The following is a 21,074-nucleotide window of genomic DNA, read 5'->3' as shown; positions in this document are numbered from 1 at the left end:
TCAGAACTCCAGCTCCGCGCTGAAGTAAAGGACGTGACGGTGATCATAGATATTGTCGGCCCAGGTGGTCGGCTGGTTGTCGAGGCGTTGTTGCAGCATGCCCGCCAGCTCCACGTTGGCGTTGCCCACGGCAATGCGTTTGGCCACCCGCAGGTCAACCCGTTCGAAGCGATATTGGTTGAGTGCGTCGTCGCCGTAGTAGAACAGCGCGCTGGACCAGCCACGACCCCATTCGCGCAGCCAGCCGGCCGAGCCGCTGTTGCGTGCGGTCTGGGCCTTGTCCAGCGGGTTGCTCGCGGTGGCGTCGACATAGGCGTAGGTGAGCCGCAGGCGGTCGGCGTCACTCAAGCGCCAGTCAAATTGCGACTCGGCGCCGACAAAGCGCGAGCTGTTGCCATTGCTGGCGATGTATTGGTTGTTGCGTAGCGGCGAGCTGATCATGTCAGTGATTTCGTCATAGAACAGCTTCACGTCCAGGTTCAACCCGAGGTCGGCAAAGAAGCCGTTATAGCCCAGTTCCCGCGATTTCATCAGCTCTTTATCGAGGTTGCCCGGCCCCCGTGTCACCACAAAATATTGCCCGGCGTTCTGCCCATAGGCTGGCGAGCTGAGATTGTTGACGCGGTAGCTCCAGTTGACGTTGTTCTCGAACATGTCCGGCGAGCGGATGGCTTCGGAGTACACCGCGCGCAGGCCGTGGCGCGGGTTGATCAGGTAGTTCAGCGCTATCCGGGGCGTCAGTGAGTGACCGCTCAGGCGCGTGTCTTCATACATGGCGCCGCCCTGCAACAGCCAGTGTTCGCTGGCTCGCCATTCGAGCTGGCCGAACAGGCGCCAGGTGACGTCGTCCAGGGTGCCGTTGAAGTAGGTGTCGGAGTCGGCACGGTCGTAGCGATAATTCATACCGCTGACCAGGCGCAGGCTGTCGGACAGGCTGAGGGTGTCCTGAATCTCCAGGTCGTAGCGGCTTTCGCGGGTGCTCTGGTCGATGTCGCCGCACACGCTCTGGCTGGCACCGTTGCGCCATTGGTCCAGCACCTGGTTGCCCAGCGTCTGTTCGGCGGCGCTGCCCGGCGGGGCACTGCCCTGGCTGAAGGTGTCCATGTGCCGGGCGAGCAGTTCGGCGTAGTTGGGGTTCAGTTGCCACAGGCGGGTCAGCTCCGGGCTGAACGAGACTTTCGCGTCGCAGGCTTTCCAGACCTGGCGGCGGTCCCACTGCTGGGCGGAGCCCTGGATATACAGACTGTGCTCGGGGTTGAAATCGATGTTCCAGCGCAGTGAGCCGGCATAGTCCCTGGCGTTGACGTCGGAGTTGTTGCCGCCTTCGGTAATCCCGGCGAACACCGGTGTGTAGGTGTAAGGACGCTGGTTGGTGCCTTCCTTGGCATTCAACTGCCAGTCGAGGCTCTGTTGTGCATTCAGCGTCTGGCTCACGGCCAGGCTGAAGCGGCTCAGGCGGCGACTGTCGCGGCGGTCGGCGCCCACGGCGTCGCTGTCGAAGCCATCGTCCTGCTGGCCGGACATCGACACGCGCAGGTCGCCGGTTTCCCAGCCCAGGCCCTGGCTGGCGTAGACATCATTGATGCCGCGTTCGCCGCGCTGCACCTTCACCCGCGTGCCCTGGCTGTTGGCCGGTGAGCGCGTGAGGATGTTGACCACCGCCATCAGCGCGTTGGCGCCATAGCTGACGGTGTTGGGGCCACGGAACACCTCGATGCGCTCGATATCTTCCATGGCCACCGGAATATCGCTCCAGTCGACGGTGGCGAGTCCCGCGCGGTACACCGAACGGCCGTCGATCAGCACCTGCATGCGCCGCGCATCGCTGGCGCTGGTGCCGTGGTAGTTCACGGCGGCCTGATTGCCGGTGGTGTAGCCGACCATCATGCCTGGCACCAATCGCAACAGCTCGGCAATATCCCGCGCGCCGCTGGCCTTGATCAATTCACTGTCGATCACCGTCATGCTGCCGGGCACGGCGGCGGCCGATTGTTTGAGGCGTGTGGCGGTGAGCACCTGCGGCAGCGGCTGGCTGTCGAGGAACAGGTCATCGGCGCATGCAGCGGCGCTGCACAACAGCATCAACAACAGGGATGAGCGGGGAGGAGGGCCCAGATACACGGCACGGCCTTGATCATTGCGGATAGCCGCCCATGTTAACTGAGGTGGCGCCTTATGCCAGTCGTTGAAATTGCAATTCGTTCATCCAATTGCGGCATTTTCCGACGGGCGCACGAATTGACGCGGGGGCTGGCTGCAATTGAGGCGCTCCGTATAATGCGGCCATTGCCACTGGTATGGATTAACGGATTGCATATGACTGAACAGCGCCCTATCGCGGTCCTGGGAGGCGGAAGTTTTGGGACCGCCGTGGCTAACCTGCTGGCCGAGAATGGCCACGCGGTGCGCCAGTGGATGCGAGATCCCGAGCAGGCCGAGGCCATTCGCGTGCAACGGGAAAATCCCCGTTACCTTAAAGGCATCAAAATTCATGAGGCGGTCGAGCCCGTCACCGATCTGCTGGCGACCCTGGAGGCCTGCGACCTGTGCTTTGTCGCGCTGCCCTCCAGCGCCCTGCGCGCGGTGCTGGCCCCCCACGCCGAACGCCTGGCCGGCAAGCTGCTGGTCAGCCTGACCAAGGGTATCGAGGCGCAGACCTTCAAGCTGATGAGCGAAATCCTCCAGGAGATCGCTCCACAGGCACGCATCGGCGTGCTGTCCGGGCCGAACCTGGCGCGGGAGGTGGCCGAGCACGCGCTGACCGCCACGGTGGTCGCCAGTGAGGACGAGCAACTGTGCGAGCGCGTCCAGGCCGTGCTGCATGGCCGTACGTTTCGCGTGTACGCCAGCGGCGATCGGTTTGGTGTCGAACTGGGCGGGGCGCTGAAAAACGTCTATGCCATCATCGCCGGCATGGCCGTGGCCCTGGGCATGGGCGAAAACACCAAGAGCATGCTGATCACCCGTGCCCTGGCGGAAATGACCCGCTTTGCGGTCAACCAGGGCGCCAACCCCATGACCTTCCTGGGCCTGGCGGGCGTGGGCGACCTGATCGTCACCTGCTCCTCGCCAAAAAGCCGCAACTATCAGGTCGGCTTCGCGCTGGGCCAGGGCCTGAGCCTGGACGACGCGGTGACGCGCCTGGGCGAAGTGGCCGAAGGGGTCAACACCCTCAAGGTGCTTAAGGCCAAGGCTCAGGAAGTGGGCGTCTATATGCCGCTGGTGGCTGGCTTGCATGCGATTCTGTTCGAGGGGCGCACCCTGGAGCAGGTGATTGAGCTGCTGATGCGCGCCGAGCCGAAAACCGATGTCGACTTTATTTCCACCAGCGGTTTCAACTGAGGAACGCGTCATGAACGATCCCAAAGCAGCTCCCAAGTATGAATCCATTGCGCTGCGCATCCTGTGGATGCTGGTGTTTGCCCTGGTGTGGCAGGTTGCGCAGTTTTTGCTCGGCGCGCTGGTGCTGGTGCAGTTGGTATACCGTTTGTTCTACGGCGCGCCGAACCTGGGCCTGATGAACTTCGGCGACAGCCTCAGCCAGTTCCTGGCGCAGATCGGCCGCTTCGGCAGCTTCCATACCGAGCACAAGCCCTGGCCCTTCGCCGATTGGCCGACTCCGCGTGCACCCGAAGGCGAAGCCGCCCACCGCGTGCCACCGGCGCCGCACCCGGTGCGCGATGAGGAGCCAAAGCTGTGAAGCTGTGGATTCTGCGCCACGGCGAGGCCCAAGCCCACGCGCGCAGCGACGCCGAGCGTAACCTCACCGAGCACGGCCGTGGCGAAGTGTTGCGCAGTGCTGCGCACCTGATCGGCCAGCCCATCAGCGCCATCATCGCCAGCCCTTACGCAAGGGCGCAGCAAACCGCGCAGCTGGTGCGCGAGACGCTCGGTTTTCAGGCCGATATCCGCACGGTGCCGTGGTTGACGCCGGACGCTAATCCGCCCCAGGTGCTGGAAAACCTCGACACCGATGCCAACGTGCTGCTGGTCAGCCATCAGCCTCTGGTGGGCAGCCTGATCAGTTTTTTGCAGCACGGCCATCTGCGCCAGTCGCAGCCGATGCACACGGCGAGCCTGGCGGAGCTGGAAGGCGATTTTCCGCTGGCGGGGCTGATGAGCCTGGTCAGCGTGAAAAACCCGTAGGCCATCCCGACAATAAAAGAAAGGACACTCCCCATGAGCCTGTGGCGTACCCAACCGAACATCGAACACCTCAATACCCTGCAGAAAAACACCATCGGGGAACTGCTGGACATCCGCTTCGAAAGCTTCGATGAGCACTCCCTGACCGCGAGCATGGTGGTCGACCACCGCACCCATCAGCCCTACGGCCTGCTGCACGGCGGCGCGTCGGTGGTGCTGGCCGAAAGCGTCGGTTCCATGGCCGCCTACCTGTGCATCGATGCCAGCAAGTTCTATTGCGTGGGCCTTGAGGTCAACGCCAACCACCTGCGCGGTGTGCGCAGCGGGCGGGTGACGGCGGTCGCCACGGCCATTCATATTGGCCGCACCACCCAGGTATGGGACATTCGCCTGACCAGCGACGAGGGCAAGGCCAGCTGCGTATCGCGTCTGACCATCGCCGTGGTGCCCCTGGGCGAGAACCCGCCGGCGCGATAGGCGTGGCGTGAGTGCCATCATTCCTGGCAGTTACGGTCATTGCCGTGCGAGCCAGGCATGGTGACAATCGCTCCACTGTCTGTGCAGAGGGTTCGGTATGTCGCAGCACGTGTTTTTTGCCCACGCCAATGGTTTCCCGTCGGCCACCTATGGCAAGTTGTTTGCCGGCCTGGCGCCGGAATACGAAGTGGCTCACTTGCCCCAGCACGGCCACGACCCCAGGTTCCCGGTGGATGACAACTGGCAGAATCTGGTGGATGAACTGATCCATCATGTTGAGCGGCAGCCCGAGCCGGTGTGGGGCGTGGGCCATTCCCTGGGGGGCGTGCTGCACCTGCATGCGGCCATGCGCCGCCCGCAGTTGTATCGCGGCGTGGTGATGCTCGACTCGCCGGTACTCACGCGTGCCGACCGCTGGGTGATCCGCGCGGCCAAGCGTTTTGGCTTTATCGACCGCCTCACGCCAGCCGGGCGCACTCTGGGTCGTCGCGAAGAGTTCACCGACCTGGCCGCTGCGCGCAGCTACTTTGCCACCAAGACGCTGTTTCGCGGGTTCGACCCGGACTGTTTCGAGGCGTACCTGCAACATGGCCTGTACCCGGTGGGCGATCGCCTGCGTCTGCGCTTCGACCCGGCCACCGAAATCAGCATCTACCGCGGCGTGCCCCACACCAGCCCGGGACAGGTGCGTCAATTGCGGGTGCCGTTGGCCATGGTGCGTGGCCGCCAGAGCCGGGTGGTGATGCGTCACCATGCCAGCGGCGTCGACCGCCTGCCCATGGGCGAAACGCTCACCGTGCCCGGTGGCCATATGTTCCCCCTCGAACACCCACAGGACACTGCCGACTTGATCAAAACCCTGTTCGCCCGCTGGGAAAACCGTGAGCGCAGTTGCGCATGAGCACGCCCGTCGAAGAAGTGCGTCTGAGCCTGCCGCATATCGAATTGGCCGCTCACCTGTTCGGCCCCGAGGACGGCTTGCCGGTGATCGCCTTGCACGGCTGGCTGGACAACGCCAACAGCTTTGCGCGCCTGGCGCCGAAACTGACCGGCTTGCGCATCGTCGCCCTTGATATGGCCGGCCATGGTCACTCGGCGCATCGCCCGACGGGCGCCGGTTACGCCTTGTGGGATTACGTGTTCGATGTGTTGCAGGTGGCCGAACAACTGGGCTGGAAACGTTTTGCATTACTTGGCCACTCACTCGGCGCCGTCGTGTCCACGGCCCTCGCCGGGGCCTTGCCGGAACGGGTGACACACTTGGGCTTGATCGACGGCGTGATCCCGCCGACCGCCAGCGGCGAGCATGCCGCCGAGCGCCTGGGCATGGCGTTGCAGGCGCAACTGAGCCTGCAGGACAAACGCAAACCGGTTTACACCACCCTGGACCGTGCGGTTGAGGCGCGCATGAAAGGCCTGGTGGCCGTCAGCCGCGAGGCCGCCGAACTGCTGGCGCAGCGCGGCCTGATGCCAGTGCCTGGCGGTTACACCTGGCGCTCCGACAGCCGCCTGACCCTGGCTTCGCCGATGCGTCTGACCGACGAGCAGGCGATGGCGTTCGTGCGTCGCGTGGCTTGCCCTGCGCAGTTGATCGTGGCGGCAGAGGGCATGCTGGCGAAACATCCCGAATTGCTTTCCCAGCTGCCTTTCTCGGCGACCACGCTGCCGGGCGGCCATCATTTACACCTGAATGATGAGTCCGGCGCAGTTCTTGTTGCAGACTGTTTCAATCGGTTCTTCTCCGCGCCTTGACTTGGTGCGGTCAACTGCCGAGGCTGGGCGGATTGAAAGGGAGTCAACCATGAACAATCCAAACATAACGCCTGCTTGCACTGGCCCAGGCTCACCGATCCGATGAGCCTGGGTAAAAGATGTTTCCGTGTTCTGGGGCTGGGTATGTTCAGCCCGCTGGTATTCGCCGCCGATGTACCGGGCAGTCAGGATCTGCCTGCCGTTGCCCGTCAGGTCGACGCGCAGATCGTCGATTACCGCCCGGCCGAAGAGAAAGAACGCATCTACCCCATGGGCGCGATCCGCCGGATCAGCGGCCAGCTGCGCTCCGAGGGCCAGGCCACCGCCCGTGGGCAAGCCACGGCCATCACCTATGAACTGCCCGCCGAACACACATCGAGCGCCGCGTTTACCGCCACGCGCGAAGCGTTGCAGGCCAGCGGCGCGCAATTGCTGTTCTGGTGCCAGGCCCGTGACTGCGGCGAGAGCAGCCTGTGGGCCAATGAAGTGTTCGGCAACGCCAAGCTGGTGGGCGCTGACGGTCAGCAGGAATACCTGCTGTTGCGCCTGGCGGCCCCGCAGGACAATTCCCTGGTGGCGCTGTATAGCATCACGCGAGGCAATCGCCGCGCCTATCTGCACGTCGAGCAACTCGATTCCGGCACGCCGCTGGGTACGCTGCTGCCCACCTCAGCAACACTGCTGCGTGAGTTGAAAAGCACCGGCGAACTGGACTTTCCCGCGCTGGCCGCCGAGCCGGATACCACCTGGCTGACCCTGATTTCCCGGGCCCTTAACCTCGACACTAACTTGCGCGTCAGCTTGAGCGGCCCTTCGGCCGAGGCCTGGCGTCAGGCGCTGGTTGGCAACGGCGTACGCGCAGCCCGCTTGGAAACCGGCAGCGGTGACACTAAAGGCTTGCACCTGCATCTGATACGCTGAGCATCCCCGGGCGAACGGACCCGTGCCGTTCGCCCAAGCTATATTCCCGAGACCTTCTTTCGAGATTTTCCATGCCCAATAATGATCGCCTGCTGGTGCAAATCCTGCTGCTGGTGCTGTTTGGTGCCAGCTTCTGGGTGATGGCGCCGTTCTGGTCGGCGCTGTTCTGGGGCGCGGTGCTGGCGTTTGCCAGTTGGCCGCTGATGCGCCTGCTGACCCGTGCGCTGGGCGGGCGCGAGTCGCTGGCCGCCGGCATCCTGACCCTGGGCTGGATGCTGTTGGTGGCGCTGCCGCTGGTGTGGCTGGGCTTCAACCTGGCCGACCATGTGCGCGATGCCACGGTATTGATCAAGGACATCCAGGTCGATGGCCTGCCCGCAGCACCCACCTGGCTGGGTTCGATCCCGCTGGTGGGCGAGCGGCTGGTGGGCATGTGGGACAGCATCGACGAGCAGGGCGCCGCGCTGATGATCAGCATCAAGCCGTACCTTGGTCAGGTGGGCAACTGGCTGCTGGCGCGCAGTGCGCAGATTGGCGGCGGCATCCTCGAACTGACCTTGAGCCTGGTCTTCGTGTTCTTTTTCTACCGCGACGGGCCGCGCCTGGCGATGTTCGCCCACCGCCTGCTGGAGCGCCTGATCGGTGAACGGGCCGGGTACTACATCGAACTGGTGGCCGGCACCGTGCAACGGGTGGTCAACGGCGTGATCGGCACGGCCGCCGCCCAGGCCCTGCTGGCGCTGATCGGCTTCCTCATCGCCGGCGTGCCCGGCGCGCTGGTACTGGGCATCGTCACCTTCCTGCTCAGCCTGATTCCCATGGGACCGCCGCTGGTGTGGATCCCGGCCACGGCGTGGCTGGCGTGGAAGGGCGACTACAGCCACGCGATATTCCTTGGCGTCTGGGGCACGTTCATCATCAGCGGCGTGGACAACGTGCTCAAGCCCTACCTGATCAGCCGCGGCGGCAACCTGCCGTTGGTGATCGTGCTGCTTGGCGTGTTTGGCGGCCTCATCGCCTTTGGCTTTATCGGCCTGTTCATCGGCCCGACCTTGCTGGCAGTGGCGTACAGCCTGCTGATGGACTGGAGCGCGAGCCAGGCCCAGGAGCGGCGTGAAACATAGGTCTGCAAATGACCCTGTGGGTGGGCGCGGCCCGCCACAGAGGCTCCCGTTTTCCTGCCAGGATTCAAGCCCGAGGCAGCCACATCACCGCGGTCAACCCGCCCCCTGGGGTTTCCTCCAGGCTCAGATGGCCGCCGAGGCGTTCGACGGCTTCCCTGGCAATCGTCATGCCCAGGCCGACGCCGCCGGAGTTGCGGTTGCGCGAGCCTTCCAGTCGAAAGAACGGCTCGAACACGGCTTCGCGCTGATCCGCCGCGATCCCCGGGCCGTGGTCGATGACACGAATCACCAGGGCCTCGCGGCTGTCCGTCAGTTCCACGCGTGCGCCGCCGGCGTAGCGCAGCGCGTTGTCGATCAGGTTGTTGAGGCCCGAACGCAGGGCCATCGGCTGCACCTGCAGCGGCGTGCATGAACCCGCACATTGCACGTCGCACCCCTGGTCCTGGGCGTTTTCGCTCAGGGACTCCACCAGCGCCTGCACGTCGAGCCAGTGCCGGGTTTCGCTGGTGCGCTGTTCGTGGAGGTAGCTCAAGGTGGCGTCGAGCATGCCGATCATGTCGTCCAGGTCCTGGCGCATCTGGCCTTGCAGACGCGTGTCTTCGATCTGTTCCAGGCGCAGCTTGAGGCGCGACAGCGGTGTGCGCAGGTCATGGGACACGGCGCCGAGCATGCGCGCGCGCTGACTGACCTGCTCGCGAATGCGGCGTTGCATGAGGTTGAAGGTCGAGGCTGCCTGTCGCGCCTCGCGAGGGCCGGACTCGTTGAGCGGCGGGCTGTCGAGGTCCAGGCTCAGGCGTTCGGCCGCGTCGCTCAGGCGCTGGATCGGCCGGCTCAGCAGTTTGGCGCCGTACCACGCGGCGATGATCAGCGTGATGACCTGAAACGTCAGCGGCACGACCGGGCCGCCAAACCACGGGCGTTGGTGCTTCTTGTGCACGGGGATGAAACTGCCATCGGCCATCTGCACGTACAGGTCGCCGGTGGGCGGGGGCGGGCCGTAGTGGTGAAACCAGAAGATCGTCAGCCCATGGGCCAGCACAATCGCCACCAGCAACACGCCGAACAGCCGCCCGAACAGCGTGTTGAAAGCGTTGCGCATCAGCCGATATCCCGTGCGTCGAACAGGTAGCCTTCACCGCGTACGGTCTTGATCAATTGCGGCGCTTTCGGGTCGTCGCCCAGTTTCTGGCGCAGGCGTGACACCAGCAGGTCGATGCTGCGGTCGAAGGCCTCGATGGAGCGACCGCGCGCAGCGTCCAGCAACTGCTCGCGACTGAGTACGCGACGCGGACGTTCGATGAACACCCACAGCAGGCGGAACTCGGCGTTGGACAGCGGCACCACCAGGCCATCGTCGGCCACCAGCTGGCGCAGCACGCTGTTGAGGCGCCAGTTGTCGAAGCGGATATTCGCGCGCTGCTCGGTGCGGTCATCGCGCACCCGGCGCAGGATGGTCTGGATACGCGCCACCAGCTCCCGAGGCTCGAATGGCTTGGACATGTAATCGTCGGCGCCCAGCTCCAGGCCGATGATGCGGTCGGTGGGCTCGCAGCGCGCGGTCAGCATCAGGATCGGAATGTCCGACTCGGCGCGCAGCCAGCGGCACAACGACAGGCCGTCCTCACCCGGCAGCATCAGGTCGAGCACCACCACATCGAAGGTGCCGGCCTGCATGGCCACACGCATCGCGGTGCCGTCATTGACGCCGGTGGCGAGAATATTGAAACGCGCCAGGTAATCGATCAGCAGTTCGCGGATCGGCACATCGTCATCGACAATCAGGGCGCGGGTGTTCCAGCGCTTGTCATCGGCAATGACCGCGTCTTTGGGCCCGTTGTTTACGGTGGAGGGGGTCTGCATAGTGCGGTCATCTGCCTGGTGGGTTCGCTCAGCATAGGCGCCCAGCCCCCTGGCTGGAAGCGCTGGGCGGTCGGTCGTGGGCGCGAGGCTAGCGCCGGGGCGTGTTGAGGGCATGTCGTGAATGTATCGGCGCCGACACAAATACCAAAAAACCGGACCGTCGGTATTTACCGATCACCGGATCCCGCAACGGCGTCGCTTGCGCTACAATCCGCGCCGATTTCGACTTGCCTGAGAGCCCATGCCAATGACCGTCTGCCAGACGCCTATCATCGTCGCCCTGGATTACCCTACCCGTGAAGCCGCACTGCAGCTGGCCGACCAGTTGGACCCCAGGCTTTGCCGGGTCAAGGTCGGCAAGGAACTGTTCACCAGTTGTGCGGCAGATATCGTCGGCACCCTGCGCGACAAGGGTTTCGAAGTGTTCCTCGACCTGAAATTCCACGACATTCCCAACACCACCGCCATGGCGGTCAAGGCGGCGGCCGAGATGGGCGTGTGGATGGTCAATGTGCACTGCTCCGGCGGCCTGCGCATGATGAGCGCGTGCCGTGAAGTGCTGGAACAGCGCAGCGGCGCCAAACCGCTGTTGATCGGCGTGACCGTCCTCACCAGCATGGAGCGTGAAGACCTGGCCGGCATCGGCCTGGATATCGAGCCTCAGGAGCAAGTGCTGCGCCTGGCGGCCCTGGCGCAAAAAGCCGGGCTCGATGGTTTGGTCTGCTCGGCCCTGGAAGCCCAGGCGCTGAAGACGGCGCACCCGTCGCTGCAACTCGTGACACCGGGGATTCGTCCGGCAGGCAGCGCGCAGGACGACCAGCGGCGCATCCTCACCCCGCGCCAGGCTTTGGACGCGGGCTCGGACTACCTGGTCATCGGCCGTCCGATCAGCCAGGCCGCCGATCCGGCCAAGGCGCTGGCAGCGGTCGTCGCTGAGATCGCCTGATACACAAAAGAAAATGTGGGAGGGGGCTTGCTCCCTCCCACCGGTGTACTCAGGTCTCAGAGTGAGTGTCTCAACTGACCTTGAGCACCAGCTTGCCGAAGTTCTCGCCATTGAACAGCTTCATCAAGGTCTCGGGGAATGTCTCCAGCCCCTCGACGATATCCTCCTTGCTCTTGAGCTTGCCCTGAGCCATCCAGCCGGCCATTTCCTGCCCGGCGGCGGCAAAGTTGGCGGCATGGTCCATCACCACGAAGCCTTCCATGCGCGCGCGATTGACCAGCAATGACAGGTAGTTGGCCGGTCCTTTCACCGCTTCCTTGTTGTTGTACTGGCTGATGGCGCCGCAAATCACCACCCGCGCTTTCAGCGCCAGGCGGCTGAGGACGGCATCGAGAATATCGCCGCCGACGTTATCGAAGTACACGTCCACGCCTTTGGGGCACTCGCGCTTGAGGGCGGCAGGCACGTCTTCGCTTTTGTAGTCGATGGCCGCGTCGAAGCCGAGTTCATCCACCAGGAACCTGCACTTGTCGGCGCCACCGGCGATGCCGATCACACGGCAGCCCTTGAGCTTGGCGATCTGCCCGGCAATGCTGCCCACCGCGCCGGCGGCGCCCGAGATCACCACGGTTTCGCCGGCCTTGGGCGCACCGGTGTCCAGCAGCGCGAAGTAGGCGGTCATGCCGGTCATGCCCAGGGCCGACAGGTAGCGCGGCAAGGGAGCCAGGGACGGGTCGACCTTGTAGAAGCCACGCGGCTCGCCAACGAAGTAGTCCTGCACACCCAGCGCGCCATTCACGTAATCGCCGACGGCAAATGTCGGATTGTTCGAGGCAATCACCTTGCCCACGCCCAGCGCGCGCATCACTTCACCAATGCCGACCGGCGGAATGTAGGACTTGCCCTCATTCATCCAGCCACGCATCGCCGGGTCCAGGGACAGGTATTCGTTGTGCACCAGTACCTGCCCGTCGCCAGGCTTGCCCACCGGGACTTCCTGATAGGTGAAGGTGTCACGCGTGGCCGCGCCGACCGGGCGTTTGGCAAGCAGGAACTGGCGGTTGGTCTGGTCAGTCATGGCAGGGACTCTTGAGAAATGAACCCCGAGTGATAGACCTGCGAGGGCGTGAATGCAAGTGTTTGCCAGACATGCGAATGCTCGCCGATAGACCAGAATGATAGTGCTGCCGGTGCAGTTATCACTGCGATTCATGCAGCCACAACCGGGCTTTTGATAGTGCTGACGCGCCAGGCCTGCCCTTGGCTAGACTCGGCCTACGGTTACCTCTCCCACAGGATCTTTGCCATGAGCATGACATTTTCCGGCCAGGTTGCCCTGGTGACCGGCGCCGCCGCCGGTATCGGCCGCGCCACTGCGCTGGCGTTTGCCGCTGAAGGCTTGCAGGTGGTGGTGGCTGATCTGGATGTGGCGGGCGGCGAGGGGACGGTTACGCTGATTCGTCAGGCCGGTGGTGAAGCCGTGTTTGTGCGCTGCAACGTCACCCTCGAAGAAGAGGTGCAGCAATTGATGGCGCACACCATCGCCGCCTACGGCCGGCTGGATTACGCCTTTAATAATGCCGGGATCGAAATCGAGAAGGGCAAGCTGGCCGACGGTAGCCTGGATGAGTTCGACGCGATCATGGGGGTCAACGTCAAGGGCGTGTGGCTGTGCATGAAGCACCAGTTGCCGCTGCTGCTGGCCCAGGGCGGCGGGGCAATCGTTAATACCGCGTCGGTGGCCGGGCTGGGCGCGGCGCCGAAGATGAGCATTTATGCGGCCTCCAAGCACGCCGTGATCGGCCTGACGAAGTCGGCGGCGATTGAGTACGCGAAAAAGAAAATCCGCGTCAACGCGGTGTGCCCAGCGGTGATCGACACCGACATGTTTCGCCGCGCGTGGGAAGCCGACCCACGCAAAGCCGAGTTTGCCGCAGCCATGCATCCGGTGGGGCGCATCGGCAAGGTGGAGGAAATTGCCAGCGCCGTGTTGTACCTGTGCAGTGATGGCGCGGCCTTTACCACGGGCCAAGCCTTGGCGGTGGACGGTGGCGCGACGGCGATCTAGGACGCGATGCCACACGCCATTCGAAAACGCCGGGGGTGGTTGTGGGGCGTTTCCAGAACGGACGAACGCTTTGTCGAATGTGTGTCATCAGGTAAATAATTCAATAAAATCAATACTTTAATAAGAATTCAAAAAAGGCTTGAAGGGGCTTCTGTGCTTAACTGCTCCGGTTGATTAACTGACAGTTCAAGTGAGTGGCTCATGGATTTAGGGATTGATCGACAAGCCCTTGTACCGGTGGTGCAGCAAATCGTCAGCGCGGTGGCCGAGTGGATCCGCAGTAATGGAGTGAGCCCCGGCACGCGCCTGCCCTCCATCCGGCAATTGGCCCTCGACAACCTGCTTAGCCAGTCAAACGTGGTCGAGGCTCTGGAGCGGCTGGTAGCTCAGGGGCTGCTGGCTTCCAGCAAAGGCTCCGGGTTTGTGGTGGCGCCGCCGCCAGTGTTTTACGAACCGCCCTGGCACGAGGGGGCGGAACGCGAGTGGGGCGCCTTCACCGACAGCCCCCTGGGTGAGCTGAAACTGGGCTGCGGCTGGTTGCCGGACGACTGGCGTGAAAGCGATGACCTCAGTTACGCGATCCGCGAAGTCAGCCGTACCGACACCGCCGGCCTGTTCAACTACAGCACGCCCCTGGGGTTGCCGGCGTTGCGCGAGCAATTGCTCAAGCGTCTGAACCAGATTCAGGTGAGCAGCAACCTGGAGTGCATTCTCACCACCCACGGTGCCAGCCATGCCCAGGACCTGCTCATCCGCACGCTGCTCAAGGCCGGGGATACGGTGGTGGTCGAGACGCCGGGCTATGGCAACCTTTACCGTCAATTGGCGTTTCACGGCGTCAGACGGCTGGAGGTGCCCCGCACCGGTTGCGGTCCGGATATTCCGGCGCTCGAAGCGCTGCTGCAACGTCATCGGCCCAAGTGCCTGTTCACCAGCAGCCTCTATCACAACCCCACCGGCTCCAGCCTGAGCCGCGACGTGGCCGAACGCTTGCTGGCGCTTGCATGCTGTAACGACTTCCTGATCATCGAGGAGGACGTCTACGGCGACCTGCAACATGCCAGTTGCACACGCCTGGCGGCGATGGCCCATGCTGATCGCGTCATCTATGTATCGAGCTTTTCCAAGACCCTGAGCAGCGCCTTGCGGGTGGGCTATCTGAGCGCGGGCGCCTCGCTCATTGCGCAATTGACCCACCTCAAGACGCTGACGGGCATCGGCACCTCGCGTTTTGCCGAAGCCGTCGTGGCGACGCTGCTGGCCAACGGCACTTACCGCAAGTGGGCGCAACGCCTGCGCAAGCGCCTGAACGCGCAGATGGTCGCCACCCTGCAGGTGCTGGAAGACGAAGAATGGCAGGTGTTTACCGTGCCCGCTGGCGGCATGTTCCTGTGGGCGCGACCACGGCTGGGGGACCCATCGCGTATGCAGGCCTGTGCTCGGCGATTGGGTGTGTTGTTGACGCCAGGCGCGCTGTTCAACCCGGCGGGTGAACCCAGCGATTGGCTGCGCATCAATGTGGCCTATGCTGGGGATGAGCGGGCGCTGGCATTATTTCGCGCAATGGGGCCGGCCAGATCGACCTCGACCATTCTGAAAACGACCAGTACGTAGCTTTTTGCCATTATTGTGGCGTCAACGACTTGTGTTCGGGGCCCTGTGGTTGCCAATCTCGCTGCTGATTAACCGGGCGTGTGGCATCCGCCATTGCTGGAGGGGCAAGTGCAATGATTTCGAGCGTGCAACGACGTTTCGCCAACCTCGGTATGGCGAAGAAGCTGGGCTTGGGTTTTGCGCTGGTACTGCTGCTGACGGCGCTGGTGGCTGCGATTGGTGTTGGGTCCCTGCACACCGTGGGCCAGCGTTTCGATGGGCTCAAGCGTATGTCGGCGCTCAACGACGGCTTGCTCAAGGTGCGTCTGATCGAGCAGGACTACGCGCTGCACGCCGACCCCAAGGCGGTGGATGCCCTCCATGAAAGTGTCGATGCACTGGCCGCGCTGGCGGCCAGTCTCAAGGCGCAGTCGGCGGCCAATGGGCCGGTGATGACCGATGTCGAGCAAGCCCTCGGCGCCTATCGCAAGGCGTTCGACGAGTTTGTCGAACTGACCCAGACCAAGGACCTGGCGCTGGAAATGGCCAGTTGGTCGGTGTCCAGCGTGGCCAATAACCTTGATGTGTTGCAGTCGGGCCTCGCGGACGACGGCGCCGAAGGCCTCAAGGAAAGCCAGGGCCGGGAAGGCGTCGAGCTGATCGAGCAGGCGGGGCAGATCAGCCAGGTATCGCGCTTGATGCTGCAGGCGATGAACGAAGCCCGGCTGCGTTTGGACCAGAGCCGCCGCGCGGATGCCGAGGACGCCGAGCAGGGCAGGATCGAACAGGCCGAGCAGGCGCTGGCGCAGGTCGAGCAACTGAAAACGTCGGTCAAGGACGCCGGCTATCAGACCGTACTCAATGAAGTCTCCGGGCATATCGCCGCGTTCAGTGAAAAACTCGGTGAATACACCGACCTGCTGGCCCAGGAAAAAGGGGTCTACAAACAATTGCATGAGCGCGCCGATCAGGTGGTCAGCCGGGTCAACCAGGCATATGACGCCGAAGATCAGTCGATGCAGGCGCAGTTGCTCAAAAGCACACTGCTGATCATCGGCTCGTCCGCGTTGGCATTGCTGGTGGGGCTGATGGCGGCGTGGCTGATTACCCGTTTGATCGTCGCGCCGCTGCGCAGCGTGATCGCGGTGGCCCGGCAGATTGCGGCCGGCGACCTGACCGGGCGTATGGACGTCAGCCGCCGCGATGAAATCGGCCAGTTGATGCAGGCGATGCAGCAGATGGGTAATGGCCTGAGCCAGATGGTCAGCGGGCTGCAGGCCGGCATCGAGCAACTGGCCAGTTCGGCGCAGTCGTTGTCCCGCGTTACCGAGCAGACCAACATCGAAGTCAGCAGCCAGAAGGAAGAGACCGAGCAGGTCGCCACGGCGATGAACCAGATGACCGCCACCGTACATGACGTGGCGCGCAATGCCGAGGAGGCCGCGCACGCTGCGCAGACCGCGGACGAGAAGGTCGACAGTGGCCAGCAGGTGGTGCGCCAGAGCCTGCAGCGCATCGAATTGCTCGCCACCTCCAGTACCAGTGCCAGCGCGAGTATCGATAGTCTCAGTGCCGAGATCCAGCACATTGGCACGGTGCTGAGCGTGATCAAGAGCGTGGCCGAGCAGACCAATCTGCTGGCCTTGAACGCGGCCATCGAAGCCGCCCGCGCCGGTGAGCAGGGGCGAGGTTTTGCGGTGGTGGCCGACGAGGTGCGGGCGTTGGCTAAACGCACCCAGCAATCGACGGAAGAAATCGAGCGGCTGGTGAGTACCTTGCGCAATGCGGCGCAGTCGTCGGTGCAGCAGATCCAGCAGAGTGGCGAACTGGTGAAGCTGGCGGTGAGTGACGCGCTGGAAACCGAAAGTGCTCTGGGCAGCATCGCGACGGCCGTGTCCTTGATCCAGCAGATGAACCAGCAGATTGCCGCTGCCGCCGAGGAGCAAAGCTCGGTGGCCGAAGAGATCAACCGCAGCGTCACCAGCATCCGGGCGAGTGCCGATCAGTCGGCATTGAGCATGCAGGGCAACGCTGCGTCGAGCATCCAGCTGGCGCAGTTGGGGGCCGAACTCAAGGGCATGGTGGGGCATTTTCGCCTGTGATCGCCGCGCAGCACGGCGATCACAGGGGGAGGGCCGTCAGGCGTGGTTGGCGAGGAACGTCAGCAGCGCTTCATTGACGAAATCCGGGTTCTCCCGACTGGAAATATGCCCCGCATCGGGAATCAGCGTCAGGGCGCAGCCGATCAGCTCGGCCATTTCGGCGGACTCGGCCGGTGGGCGCGGTTTGTCCTGCTCGCCGCACATCACCAGGGTGGTATCGGCATCCAGGCGCGGCAGCTGCTGCAGGATGTCTTCACGGCTGAAGATCAGGCGGCCCAGGGGCACGATGCTGTGCACCAGGCGTTCTTTGGAGAAGGCCTGAAGGGCGCTGCGAAAACCCTGGTAAAGCGCGGATTCGCGGTCGATATCGGCACGAAAGAAGATCGGCGCGACCACATCCAGCAATGGCTCGGGAATGGCGCCGGCGTCTTCGATCATCTTGAACAATGAGAAATAGTACTGGCGGGTGGCTTCCGGTTCGGCACCGAGGTAGGTGTCCATCAGCACCACGCTGTTGATGCGCTCCGGGGCGCGCAATGCCAGGCGCGCGCCCCACATGCCGCCGACGGACAGGCCGACGAGGTTGACCTGGGGGATTTCCAGCTGGTCCAGCAGGGCCAGGGTCTGGCGTGCCAGGTCGTCGAGGGACTGGGTTTGCGGCGGCAGCGTGCCCGATTCGCCGTGGCCCCATAGCTCGGGGACGATGACGCGATATTGCTGCGACAGGGCTTCGATCTGTGGTGCCCACATGGTGTGGTCCCAGAGGTAGCTGGAGCCCAGCAGAACGACGGGGCCGGCGCCCTGGTCGAGGTAGTGGAGGGGTTGTCCATCAATTATGGCGACAGGCATGTGGGGCCTCTGGCTGGCAGGAGTTAGGAGGACTTTTTTACGCTAGTCGGGAGCGGGGGGATAGGTGCAAAGTGATGGCACTGCGCGGGCTTTTACGGGGGATAATTCGTGGGGTGCCTCTGCTTGAATGCTTGGGTAACCCGGTGCCCTGCCAGGTTACCCAAGGATTCAAGCCTGTGTTCGGCCCGCGTGGTTGACGGGGCGCCCTGGATCGAGATCAATAGCGGATCAGTCGTAGATTGCCTTCTTCTTCCACGCTGCATCGGCGTCGTCGACTTTCAGGCCTTCGGTCAGTTCGTTGACTTCGTCTTCGGCGGGCTGGCTGTTGGTCAGGACGGTGGAGTTGGCGCGGGCCAGTTGGGATTCGAGCATTTTCAGTTGGGTGCTGTAGAGCACCGGTTCCGGTTGTTTGCGCAGGTATTGCACGCCGCGCTCGAAGGCCAGGCGTGCCTGGCCTGGTTGGCCTTGCAGCAATGCGTGCTGGCCAAGGTTGTTGAAGAACTCGATGTGCAGCAGCACCAGGATGTGACGAATTTCGCGAATCCAGTGCTTGGCTTCGTTGGCCGGCAGGAAGCCGTCCTGGGCAGCACGGGTGACCTGGCCGTGCAGGGCTTCGAGAAGGAAGCGCACGTCCTTGGCCTTGGCTTCGGTCTGGATAGGGGCGGGCGGGTTGGCGACCGGGATCGACTCGCCCTGGGCGATCAGCGCATCGAGTTCGCTGATCCGTGCCTTGAGCGCCGCGCTGGACCTGTTGAGGTTGAGCAGGCGCTGGTTGACATTGAGTTCCAGGCGGGTGAGCAACAGCTTGAGCGCCGGGGTCATCAACTGGCCGGGGAAGGTCTCGGTGATTTCGCCGCAGCGACGCAGCCGGTCGTTGAGTTCGATCTCGGTGCGTTTCTTTTCCAGCTTGTTGTTTTCCACCACGTGGTTCATGTAGCCAATGGCGATCAATATTACGATCCCGACTACTACCAGCAGGGTGATCATGAGTGGTGTCACCGGCGTGACCTCTTAATAGGGTTTGCTGTGAGTGTAGTGACTGGGCCATCCGGCGGATAGGACTGTTCGACCAGTTGCCCAGGTACCTTCTTCTATATAGGTATAGCGTTGGATGAATGGGCGCACATTGCCATCACCTGTTGGAGCGAACTATAGCGCCTTGTCGGGCGCCAGAATATAGGCGCCGGGTTGCAGGGCGGCGCAACGCCCGTGCAGGCGCGTAAACACGGGGGAAGTCATTGATTTAAATAAATTTATCCTTGGGGGTTGACGACCTTTCAATCCATCCATAGAATGCGCGCCACTTACAGCGTAAAGCACACAGCCAAACGCGGTAGGGAGTGAATGTTGTACGTGTGTCCCCTTCGTCTAGTGGCCTAGGACACCGCCCTTTCACGGCGGTAACAGGGGTTCGAGTCCCCTAGGGGACGCCATATGCGGGAATAGCTCAGTTGGTAGAGCACGACCTTGCCAAGGTCGGGGTCGCGAGTTCGAGTCTCGTTTCCCGCTCCAGTTTTTAAGCAGTGTTGCTCTCGGGCGGCACTGAGTGAAACCAGGGCCACGTCTTCGGATGCGGCCTCTGGGCACTGAAATACACACCATGTGTTTCAGTAGCGTGTCCCCTTCGTCTAGTGGCCTAGGACACCGCCCTTTCACGGCGGTAACAGGGGTTCGAGTCCCCTAGGGGACGCCATTTGCGGGAATAGCTCAGTTGGTAGAGCACGACCTTGCCAAGGTCGGGGTCGCGAGTTCGAGTCTCGTTTCCCGCTCCATATTCAACGAAAACGCCGATCAGAAATGATCGGCGTTTTTGTTTGTGCGTTTTTTGATCGGATGCATCCCGGCCCGCTGCTCTCTGGCGGGTTAGAAAGCGAAAAACTTACCCAGCCTGTAGGGTTTTTTGTGAAGTGCATAAGAATATTCTGTACTTCGCTTCGGGTGGCTGTGCCCGGGTGTCTGTATCTCTACTCTGGCGGGCCCATTCTCCCCGTTCACTTCAGAGAGCTGCCCGGATGTTTCAACTCGACTTTTATTCGACTCTGGTCGCCGCCTCCCTGGTGCTGTTGCTGGGGCGCTGGCTGGTGGCTCGCATCGGTTTTTTACGTACCTACAGCATTCCCGAGCCGGTGGCCGGTGGGTTACTGGTGGCCGCGCTATTGGTGGTGTTGCGTTTAATGGCGGGTGTTGAAGTTCGCTTCGATGCATCGCTGCAAGCGCCTTTGATGCTGGCGTTTTTCGCCACCATTGGCCTGAATGCGGACTTCGCCAGCCTGAAGACAGGGGGGCGCATACTCGGCATTTTCCTGTTGGTGGTGACGGGCCTGCTGGTGCTGCAAAATGCCATGGGCATCGCGTTGGCCAAGGTGCTCGGGCTCGACCCACTGATGGGCTTGCTGGCTGGCTCCATCACCCTGTCCGGTGGGCACGGCACAGGTGCGGCCTGGGGCGCGGTATTCAGCGACAAGTACGGCGTGGCCTCGGCCTCCGAGCTGGCGATGGCGTCGGCGACCTTTGGCCTGGTACTGGGCGGCTTGATCGGTGGGCCAGTGGCGCGGCTGCTGATCAAGCGGGTCCAGGTGCCTGGTGTCGAGCTGGCGTTGCCGCGCCTGCCCAAAGGCTTTGAGCAGCCCCATCGTGAACGGATGATTACCTCGTCGTCGTTTATCGAGACCTTGGCGCTGCTGGCGATAAGCCTGCAGGTTGGCACCTTTCTCAGTGGGGTGATCCAGGGCACGTCTTTCGAGTTGCCAACCTTCGTCTGTGTGCTGTTCGTGGGCGTGGTATTGCGCAACGGCCTGTCGGCGCTGGGTTGGCACCAGGTGTTCGAACGTGAGGTGTCGCTGCTGGGCAATGTCAGCCTGTCGTTGTTCCTGGCGATTGCCTTGATGTCGCTCAAACTGTGGGATCTGGCTGCGCTGGCCTTGCCGATTGTGATTCTGCTGGCGGCACAGGCGCTGTTGATGGCGTTGTTCGCACTATTCGTGACCTTCCGCGTGATGGGCCGCAATTACGATGCGGCGGTATTGGCGGCGGGGCACTGCGGGTTCGGCCTGGGCGCCACGCCCACTGCGATTGCCAATATGCAGGCGGTGACTCAACGCTTCGGGCCCTCGCAGATCGCTTTTCTGGTGGTGCCGATGGTGGGCGCGTTTTTCATCGACATCACCAACGCGGTGGTGATCAAGCTGTATCTGGCGCTGCCGTTCCTGGGCGCGGGCGGGTGAGGGGGGCTCACT

19 protein-coding genes, 4 tRNA genes and 1 pseudogene are annotated in these 21,074 nt (G+C 63.1%); 18 read left to right on the top strand and 6 right to left on the bottom strand.

The features are described from left to right. Complete coding sequence (locus TU79_RS12845; RefSeq protein ID WP_331716166.1) at positions 1–2,121, bottom strand: TonB-dependent receptor plug domain-containing protein; 2,121 nt, start codon at positions 2,119–2,121, stop codon at positions 1–3. Between the two features lie 195 nt (positions 2,122–2,316). Here TU79_RS12845 and TU79_RS12840 point away from each other — a divergent pair, with 195 nt between their 5' ends. From TU79_RS12840 to TU79_RS12805, 8 genes are all read left to right on the top strand, one after another. After that, positions 2,317–3,342 (top strand): NAD(P)H-dependent glycerol-3-phosphate dehydrogenase, encoded by a 1,026-nt coding sequence (locus tag TU79_RS12840; RefSeq protein ID WP_057008322.1) that lies wholly within the window; start codon positions 2,317–2,319, stop codon positions 3,340–3,342. Between the two features lie 10 nt (positions 3,343–3,352). After that, positions 3,353–3,700 (top strand): DUF4389 domain-containing protein, encoded by a 348-nt coding sequence (locus TU79_RS12835; protein WP_057008321.1) that lies wholly within the window; start codon positions 3,353–3,355, stop codon positions 3,698–3,700. Next, positions 3,697–4,146, top strand: coding sequence for a phosphohistidine phosphatase SixA (gene sixA, locus TU79_RS12830; RefSeq protein WP_057008320.1), 450 nt, complete (start codon positions 3,697–3,699; stop codon positions 4,144–4,146). Before TU79_RS12835 ends, sixA begins: the two co-directional genes overlap by 4 nt. Positions 4,147–4,179: 33 nt before the next feature. Next, positions 4,180–4,623, top strand: coding sequence for a hotdog fold thioesterase (locus TU79_RS12825; RefSeq protein WP_057008319.1), 444 nt, complete (start codon positions 4,180–4,182; stop codon positions 4,621–4,623). 97 nt (positions 4,624–4,720) lie between these two features. After that, positions 4,721–5,524, top strand: a complete 804-nt coding sequence (locus TU79_RS12820; protein ID WP_057008318.1) for an alpha/beta fold hydrolase — start codon at positions 4,721–4,723, stop codon at positions 5,522–5,524. Continuing rightward, on the top strand, positions 5,521–6,375 hold the full coding sequence (locus TU79_RS12815; protein WP_057008317.1) for an alpha/beta hydrolase: 855 nt from the start codon (positions 5,521–5,523) through the stop codon (positions 6,373–6,375). Before TU79_RS12820 ends, TU79_RS12815 begins: the two co-directional genes overlap by 4 nt. A gap of 102 nt (positions 6,376–6,477) precedes the next feature. After that, a complete protein-coding gene (locus TU79_RS12810; RefSeq protein ID WP_057008316.1) occupies positions 6,478–7,296 on the top strand; it encodes a DUF4892 domain-containing protein in 819 nt (272 codons plus the stop codon). Positions 7,297–7,367: 71 nt separating this feature from the next. Beyond that, positions 7,368–8,420, top strand: coding sequence for an AI-2E family transporter (locus TU79_RS12805; protein WP_057008315.1), 1,053 nt, complete (start codon positions 7,368–7,370; stop codon positions 8,418–8,420). A 64-nt stretch (positions 8,421–8,484) separates the two neighbouring features. Here the strand turns inward: TU79_RS12805 and TU79_RS12800 are convergent, their stop codons facing one another. Together TU79_RS12800 and TU79_RS12795 are read right to left on the bottom strand one after the other, a co-directional pair. After that, entirely contained in the window at positions 8,485–9,519 is a 1,035-nt protein-coding gene (locus TU79_RS12800; RefSeq protein WP_057008314.1) for a sensor histidine kinase, read from the bottom strand. Further along, a complete protein-coding gene (locus TU79_RS12795) occupies positions 9,519–10,280 on the bottom strand; it encodes a response regulator (protein WP_057008313.1) in 762 nt (253 codons plus the stop codon). The genes TU79_RS12800 and TU79_RS12795 overlap by 1 nt, the downstream gene beginning before the upstream one ends. A 247-nt stretch (positions 10,281–10,527) precedes the next feature. Between TU79_RS12795 and pyrF the strand changes: the two genes are divergently transcribed. Continuing rightward, a complete protein-coding gene (pyrF, locus tag TU79_RS12790) occupies positions 10,528–11,226 on the top strand; it encodes an orotidine-5'-phosphate decarboxylase (RefSeq protein ID WP_057008312.1) in 699 nt (232 codons plus the stop codon). A 70-nt stretch (positions 11,227–11,296) separates the two neighbouring features. Here the strand turns inward: pyrF and TU79_RS12785 are convergent, their stop codons facing one another. Beyond that, positions 11,297–12,304 carry an NADP-dependent oxidoreductase gene (locus TU79_RS12785; protein WP_057008311.1) on the bottom strand — a complete coding sequence of 336 codons (1,008 nt, stop codon included), beginning with the start codon at positions 12,302–12,304 and terminating at the stop codon, positions 11,297–11,299. A 228-nt stretch (positions 12,305–12,532) separates the two neighbouring features. Between TU79_RS12785 and TU79_RS12780 the strand changes: the two genes are divergently transcribed. From TU79_RS12780 to TU79_RS26920, 4 genes and pseudogenes are all read left to right on the top strand, one after another. Beyond that, positions 12,533–13,294, top strand: a complete 762-nt coding sequence (locus tag TU79_RS12780; RefSeq protein ID WP_057008310.1) for an SDR family oxidoreductase — start codon at positions 12,533–12,535, stop codon at positions 13,292–13,294. Positions 13,295–13,495: 201 nt separating this feature from the next. Beyond that, positions 13,496–14,908: an aminotransferase-like domain-containing protein gene (locus tag TU79_RS12775; RefSeq protein ID WP_057008309.1), complete on the top strand. Its 1,413-nt coding sequence runs from the start codon at positions 13,496–13,498 to the stop codon at positions 14,906–14,908. 113 nt (positions 14,909–15,021) lie between these two features. Continuing rightward, positions 15,022–16,083: pseudogene (locus tag TU79_RS26925) on the top strand (HAMP domain-containing protein); the annotation flags it as partial. After that, positions 16,072–16,989 carry a methyl-accepting chemotaxis protein gene (locus TU79_RS26920; RefSeq protein WP_428839033.1) on the top strand — a complete coding sequence of 306 codons (918 nt, stop codon included), beginning with the start codon at positions 16,072–16,074 and terminating at the stop codon, positions 16,987–16,989. The pseudogene TU79_RS26925 and the gene TU79_RS26920, both read left to right, overlap by 12 nt. 36 nt (positions 16,990–17,025) lie before the next feature. On the opposite strand, the gene TU79_RS12765 is transcribed toward TU79_RS26920, so the two are convergent. Both TU79_RS12765 and TU79_RS12760 read right to left on the bottom strand, forming a co-directional pair. Continuing rightward, complete coding sequence (locus TU79_RS12765) at positions 17,026–17,838, bottom strand: alpha/beta fold hydrolase (protein ID WP_057008307.1); 813 nt, start codon at positions 17,836–17,838, stop codon at positions 17,026–17,028. Positions 17,839–18,066: 228 nt separating this feature from the next. Next, positions 18,067–18,825 (bottom strand): hypothetical protein, encoded by a 759-nt coding sequence (locus TU79_RS12760; RefSeq protein ID WP_057008306.1) that lies wholly within the window; start codon positions 18,823–18,825, stop codon positions 18,067–18,069. A gap of 370 nt (positions 18,826–19,195) precedes the next feature. Here TU79_RS12760 and TU79_RS12755 point away from each other — a divergent pair. The 5 genes from TU79_RS12755 (at position 19,196) to gltS (ending at position 21,062) form a co-directional block, all read left to right on the top strand. Continuing rightward, positions 19,196–19,271, top strand: a tRNA-Glu gene (locus TU79_RS12755). A 3-nt stretch (positions 19,272–19,274) separates the two neighbouring features. Next, positions 19,275–19,350 (top strand) — tRNA-Gly (locus TU79_RS12750). 105 nt (positions 19,351–19,455) lie between these two features. After that, positions 19,456–19,531 (top strand) — tRNA-Glu (locus tag TU79_RS12745). Positions 19,532–19,534: 3 nt separating this feature from the next. Continuing rightward, positions 19,535–19,610, top strand: a tRNA-Gly gene (locus TU79_RS12740). Between the two features lie 240 nt (positions 19,611–19,850). Next, the gene (gltS, locus tag TU79_RS12735) at positions 19,851–21,062 is read left to right on the top strand and encodes a sodium/glutamate symporter (RefSeq protein ID WP_057008305.1); all 1,212 of its coding nucleotides are present in this window, start codon (positions 19,851–19,853) and stop codon (positions 21,060–21,062) included. The last annotated feature ends 12 nt before the right edge of the window (positions 21,063–21,074 follow it).

The organism is Pseudomonas trivialis (assembly GCF_001439805.1).
GTDB lineage: Bacteria > Pseudomonadota > Gammaproteobacteria > Pseudomonadales > Pseudomonadaceae > Aquipseudomonas > Aquipseudomonas trivialis.
Note: the sequence above shows the minus strand (reverse complement) of the source record. Positions and strands in the feature narration are given on the sequence as shown.

Coding starts and splice junctions, on each gene's coding strand:
- TU79_RS12765 (WP_057008307.1), bottom strand. CDS start 17,838: ATGCCTGTCGCCATAATTGATGGACAACCCCTCCACTACCTCGACCAG.
- TU79_RS12800 (WP_057008314.1), bottom strand. CDS start 9,519: ATGCGCAACGCTTTCAACACGCTGTTCGGGCGGCTGTTCGGCGTGTTG.
- TU79_RS12835 (WP_057008321.1), top strand. CDS start 3,353: ATGAACGATCCCAAAGCAGCTCCCAAGTATGAATCCATTGCGCTGCGC.
- TU79_RS12785 (WP_057008311.1), bottom strand. CDS start 12,304: ATGACTGACCAGACCAACCGCCAGTTCCTGCTTGCCAAACGCCCGGTC.
- TU79_RS12815 (WP_057008317.1), top strand. CDS start 5,521: ATGAGCACGCCCGTCGAAGAAGTGCGTCTGAGCCTGCCGCATATCGAA.
- gltS (WP_057008305.1), top strand. CDS start 19,851: ATGTTTCAACTCGACTTTTATTCGACTCTGGTCGCCGCCTCCCTGGTG.
- TU79_RS12840 (WP_057008322.1), top strand. CDS start 2,317: ATGACTGAACAGCGCCCTATCGCGGTCCTGGGAGGCGGAAGTTTTGGG.
- TU79_RS12795 (WP_057008313.1), bottom strand. CDS start 10,280: ATGCAGACCCCCTCCACCGTAAACAACGGGCCCAAAGACGCGGTCATT.
- TU79_RS12810 (WP_057008316.1), top strand. CDS start 6,478: ATGAGCCTGGGTAAAAGATGTTTCCGTGTTCTGGGGCTGGGTATGTTC.
- TU79_RS12825 (WP_057008319.1), top strand. CDS start 4,180: ATGAGCCTGTGGCGTACCCAACCGAACATCGAACACCTCAATACCCTG.
- TU79_RS12820 (WP_057008318.1), top strand. CDS start 4,721: ATGTCGCAGCACGTGTTTTTTGCCCACGCCAATGGTTTCCCGTCGGCC.
- pyrF (WP_057008312.1), top strand. CDS start 10,528: ATGACCGTCTGCCAGACGCCTATCATCGTCGCCCTGGATTACCCTACC.
- TU79_RS26920 (WP_428839033.1), top strand. CDS start 16,072: ATGGACGTCAGCCGCCGCGATGAAATCGGCCAGTTGATGCAGGCGATG.
- TU79_RS12805 (WP_057008315.1), top strand. CDS start 7,368: ATGCCCAATAATGATCGCCTGCTGGTGCAAATCCTGCTGCTGGTGCTG.
- TU79_RS12780 (WP_057008310.1), top strand. CDS start 12,533: ATGAGCATGACATTTTCCGGCCAGGTTGCCCTGGTGACCGGCGCCGCC.
- TU79_RS12775 (WP_057008309.1), top strand. CDS start 13,496: ATGGATTTAGGGATTGATCGACAAGCCCTTGTACCGGTGGTGCAGCAA.
- TU79_RS12760 (WP_057008306.1), bottom strand. CDS start 18,825: ATGATCACCCTGCTGGTAGTAGTCGGGATCGTAATATTGATCGCCATT.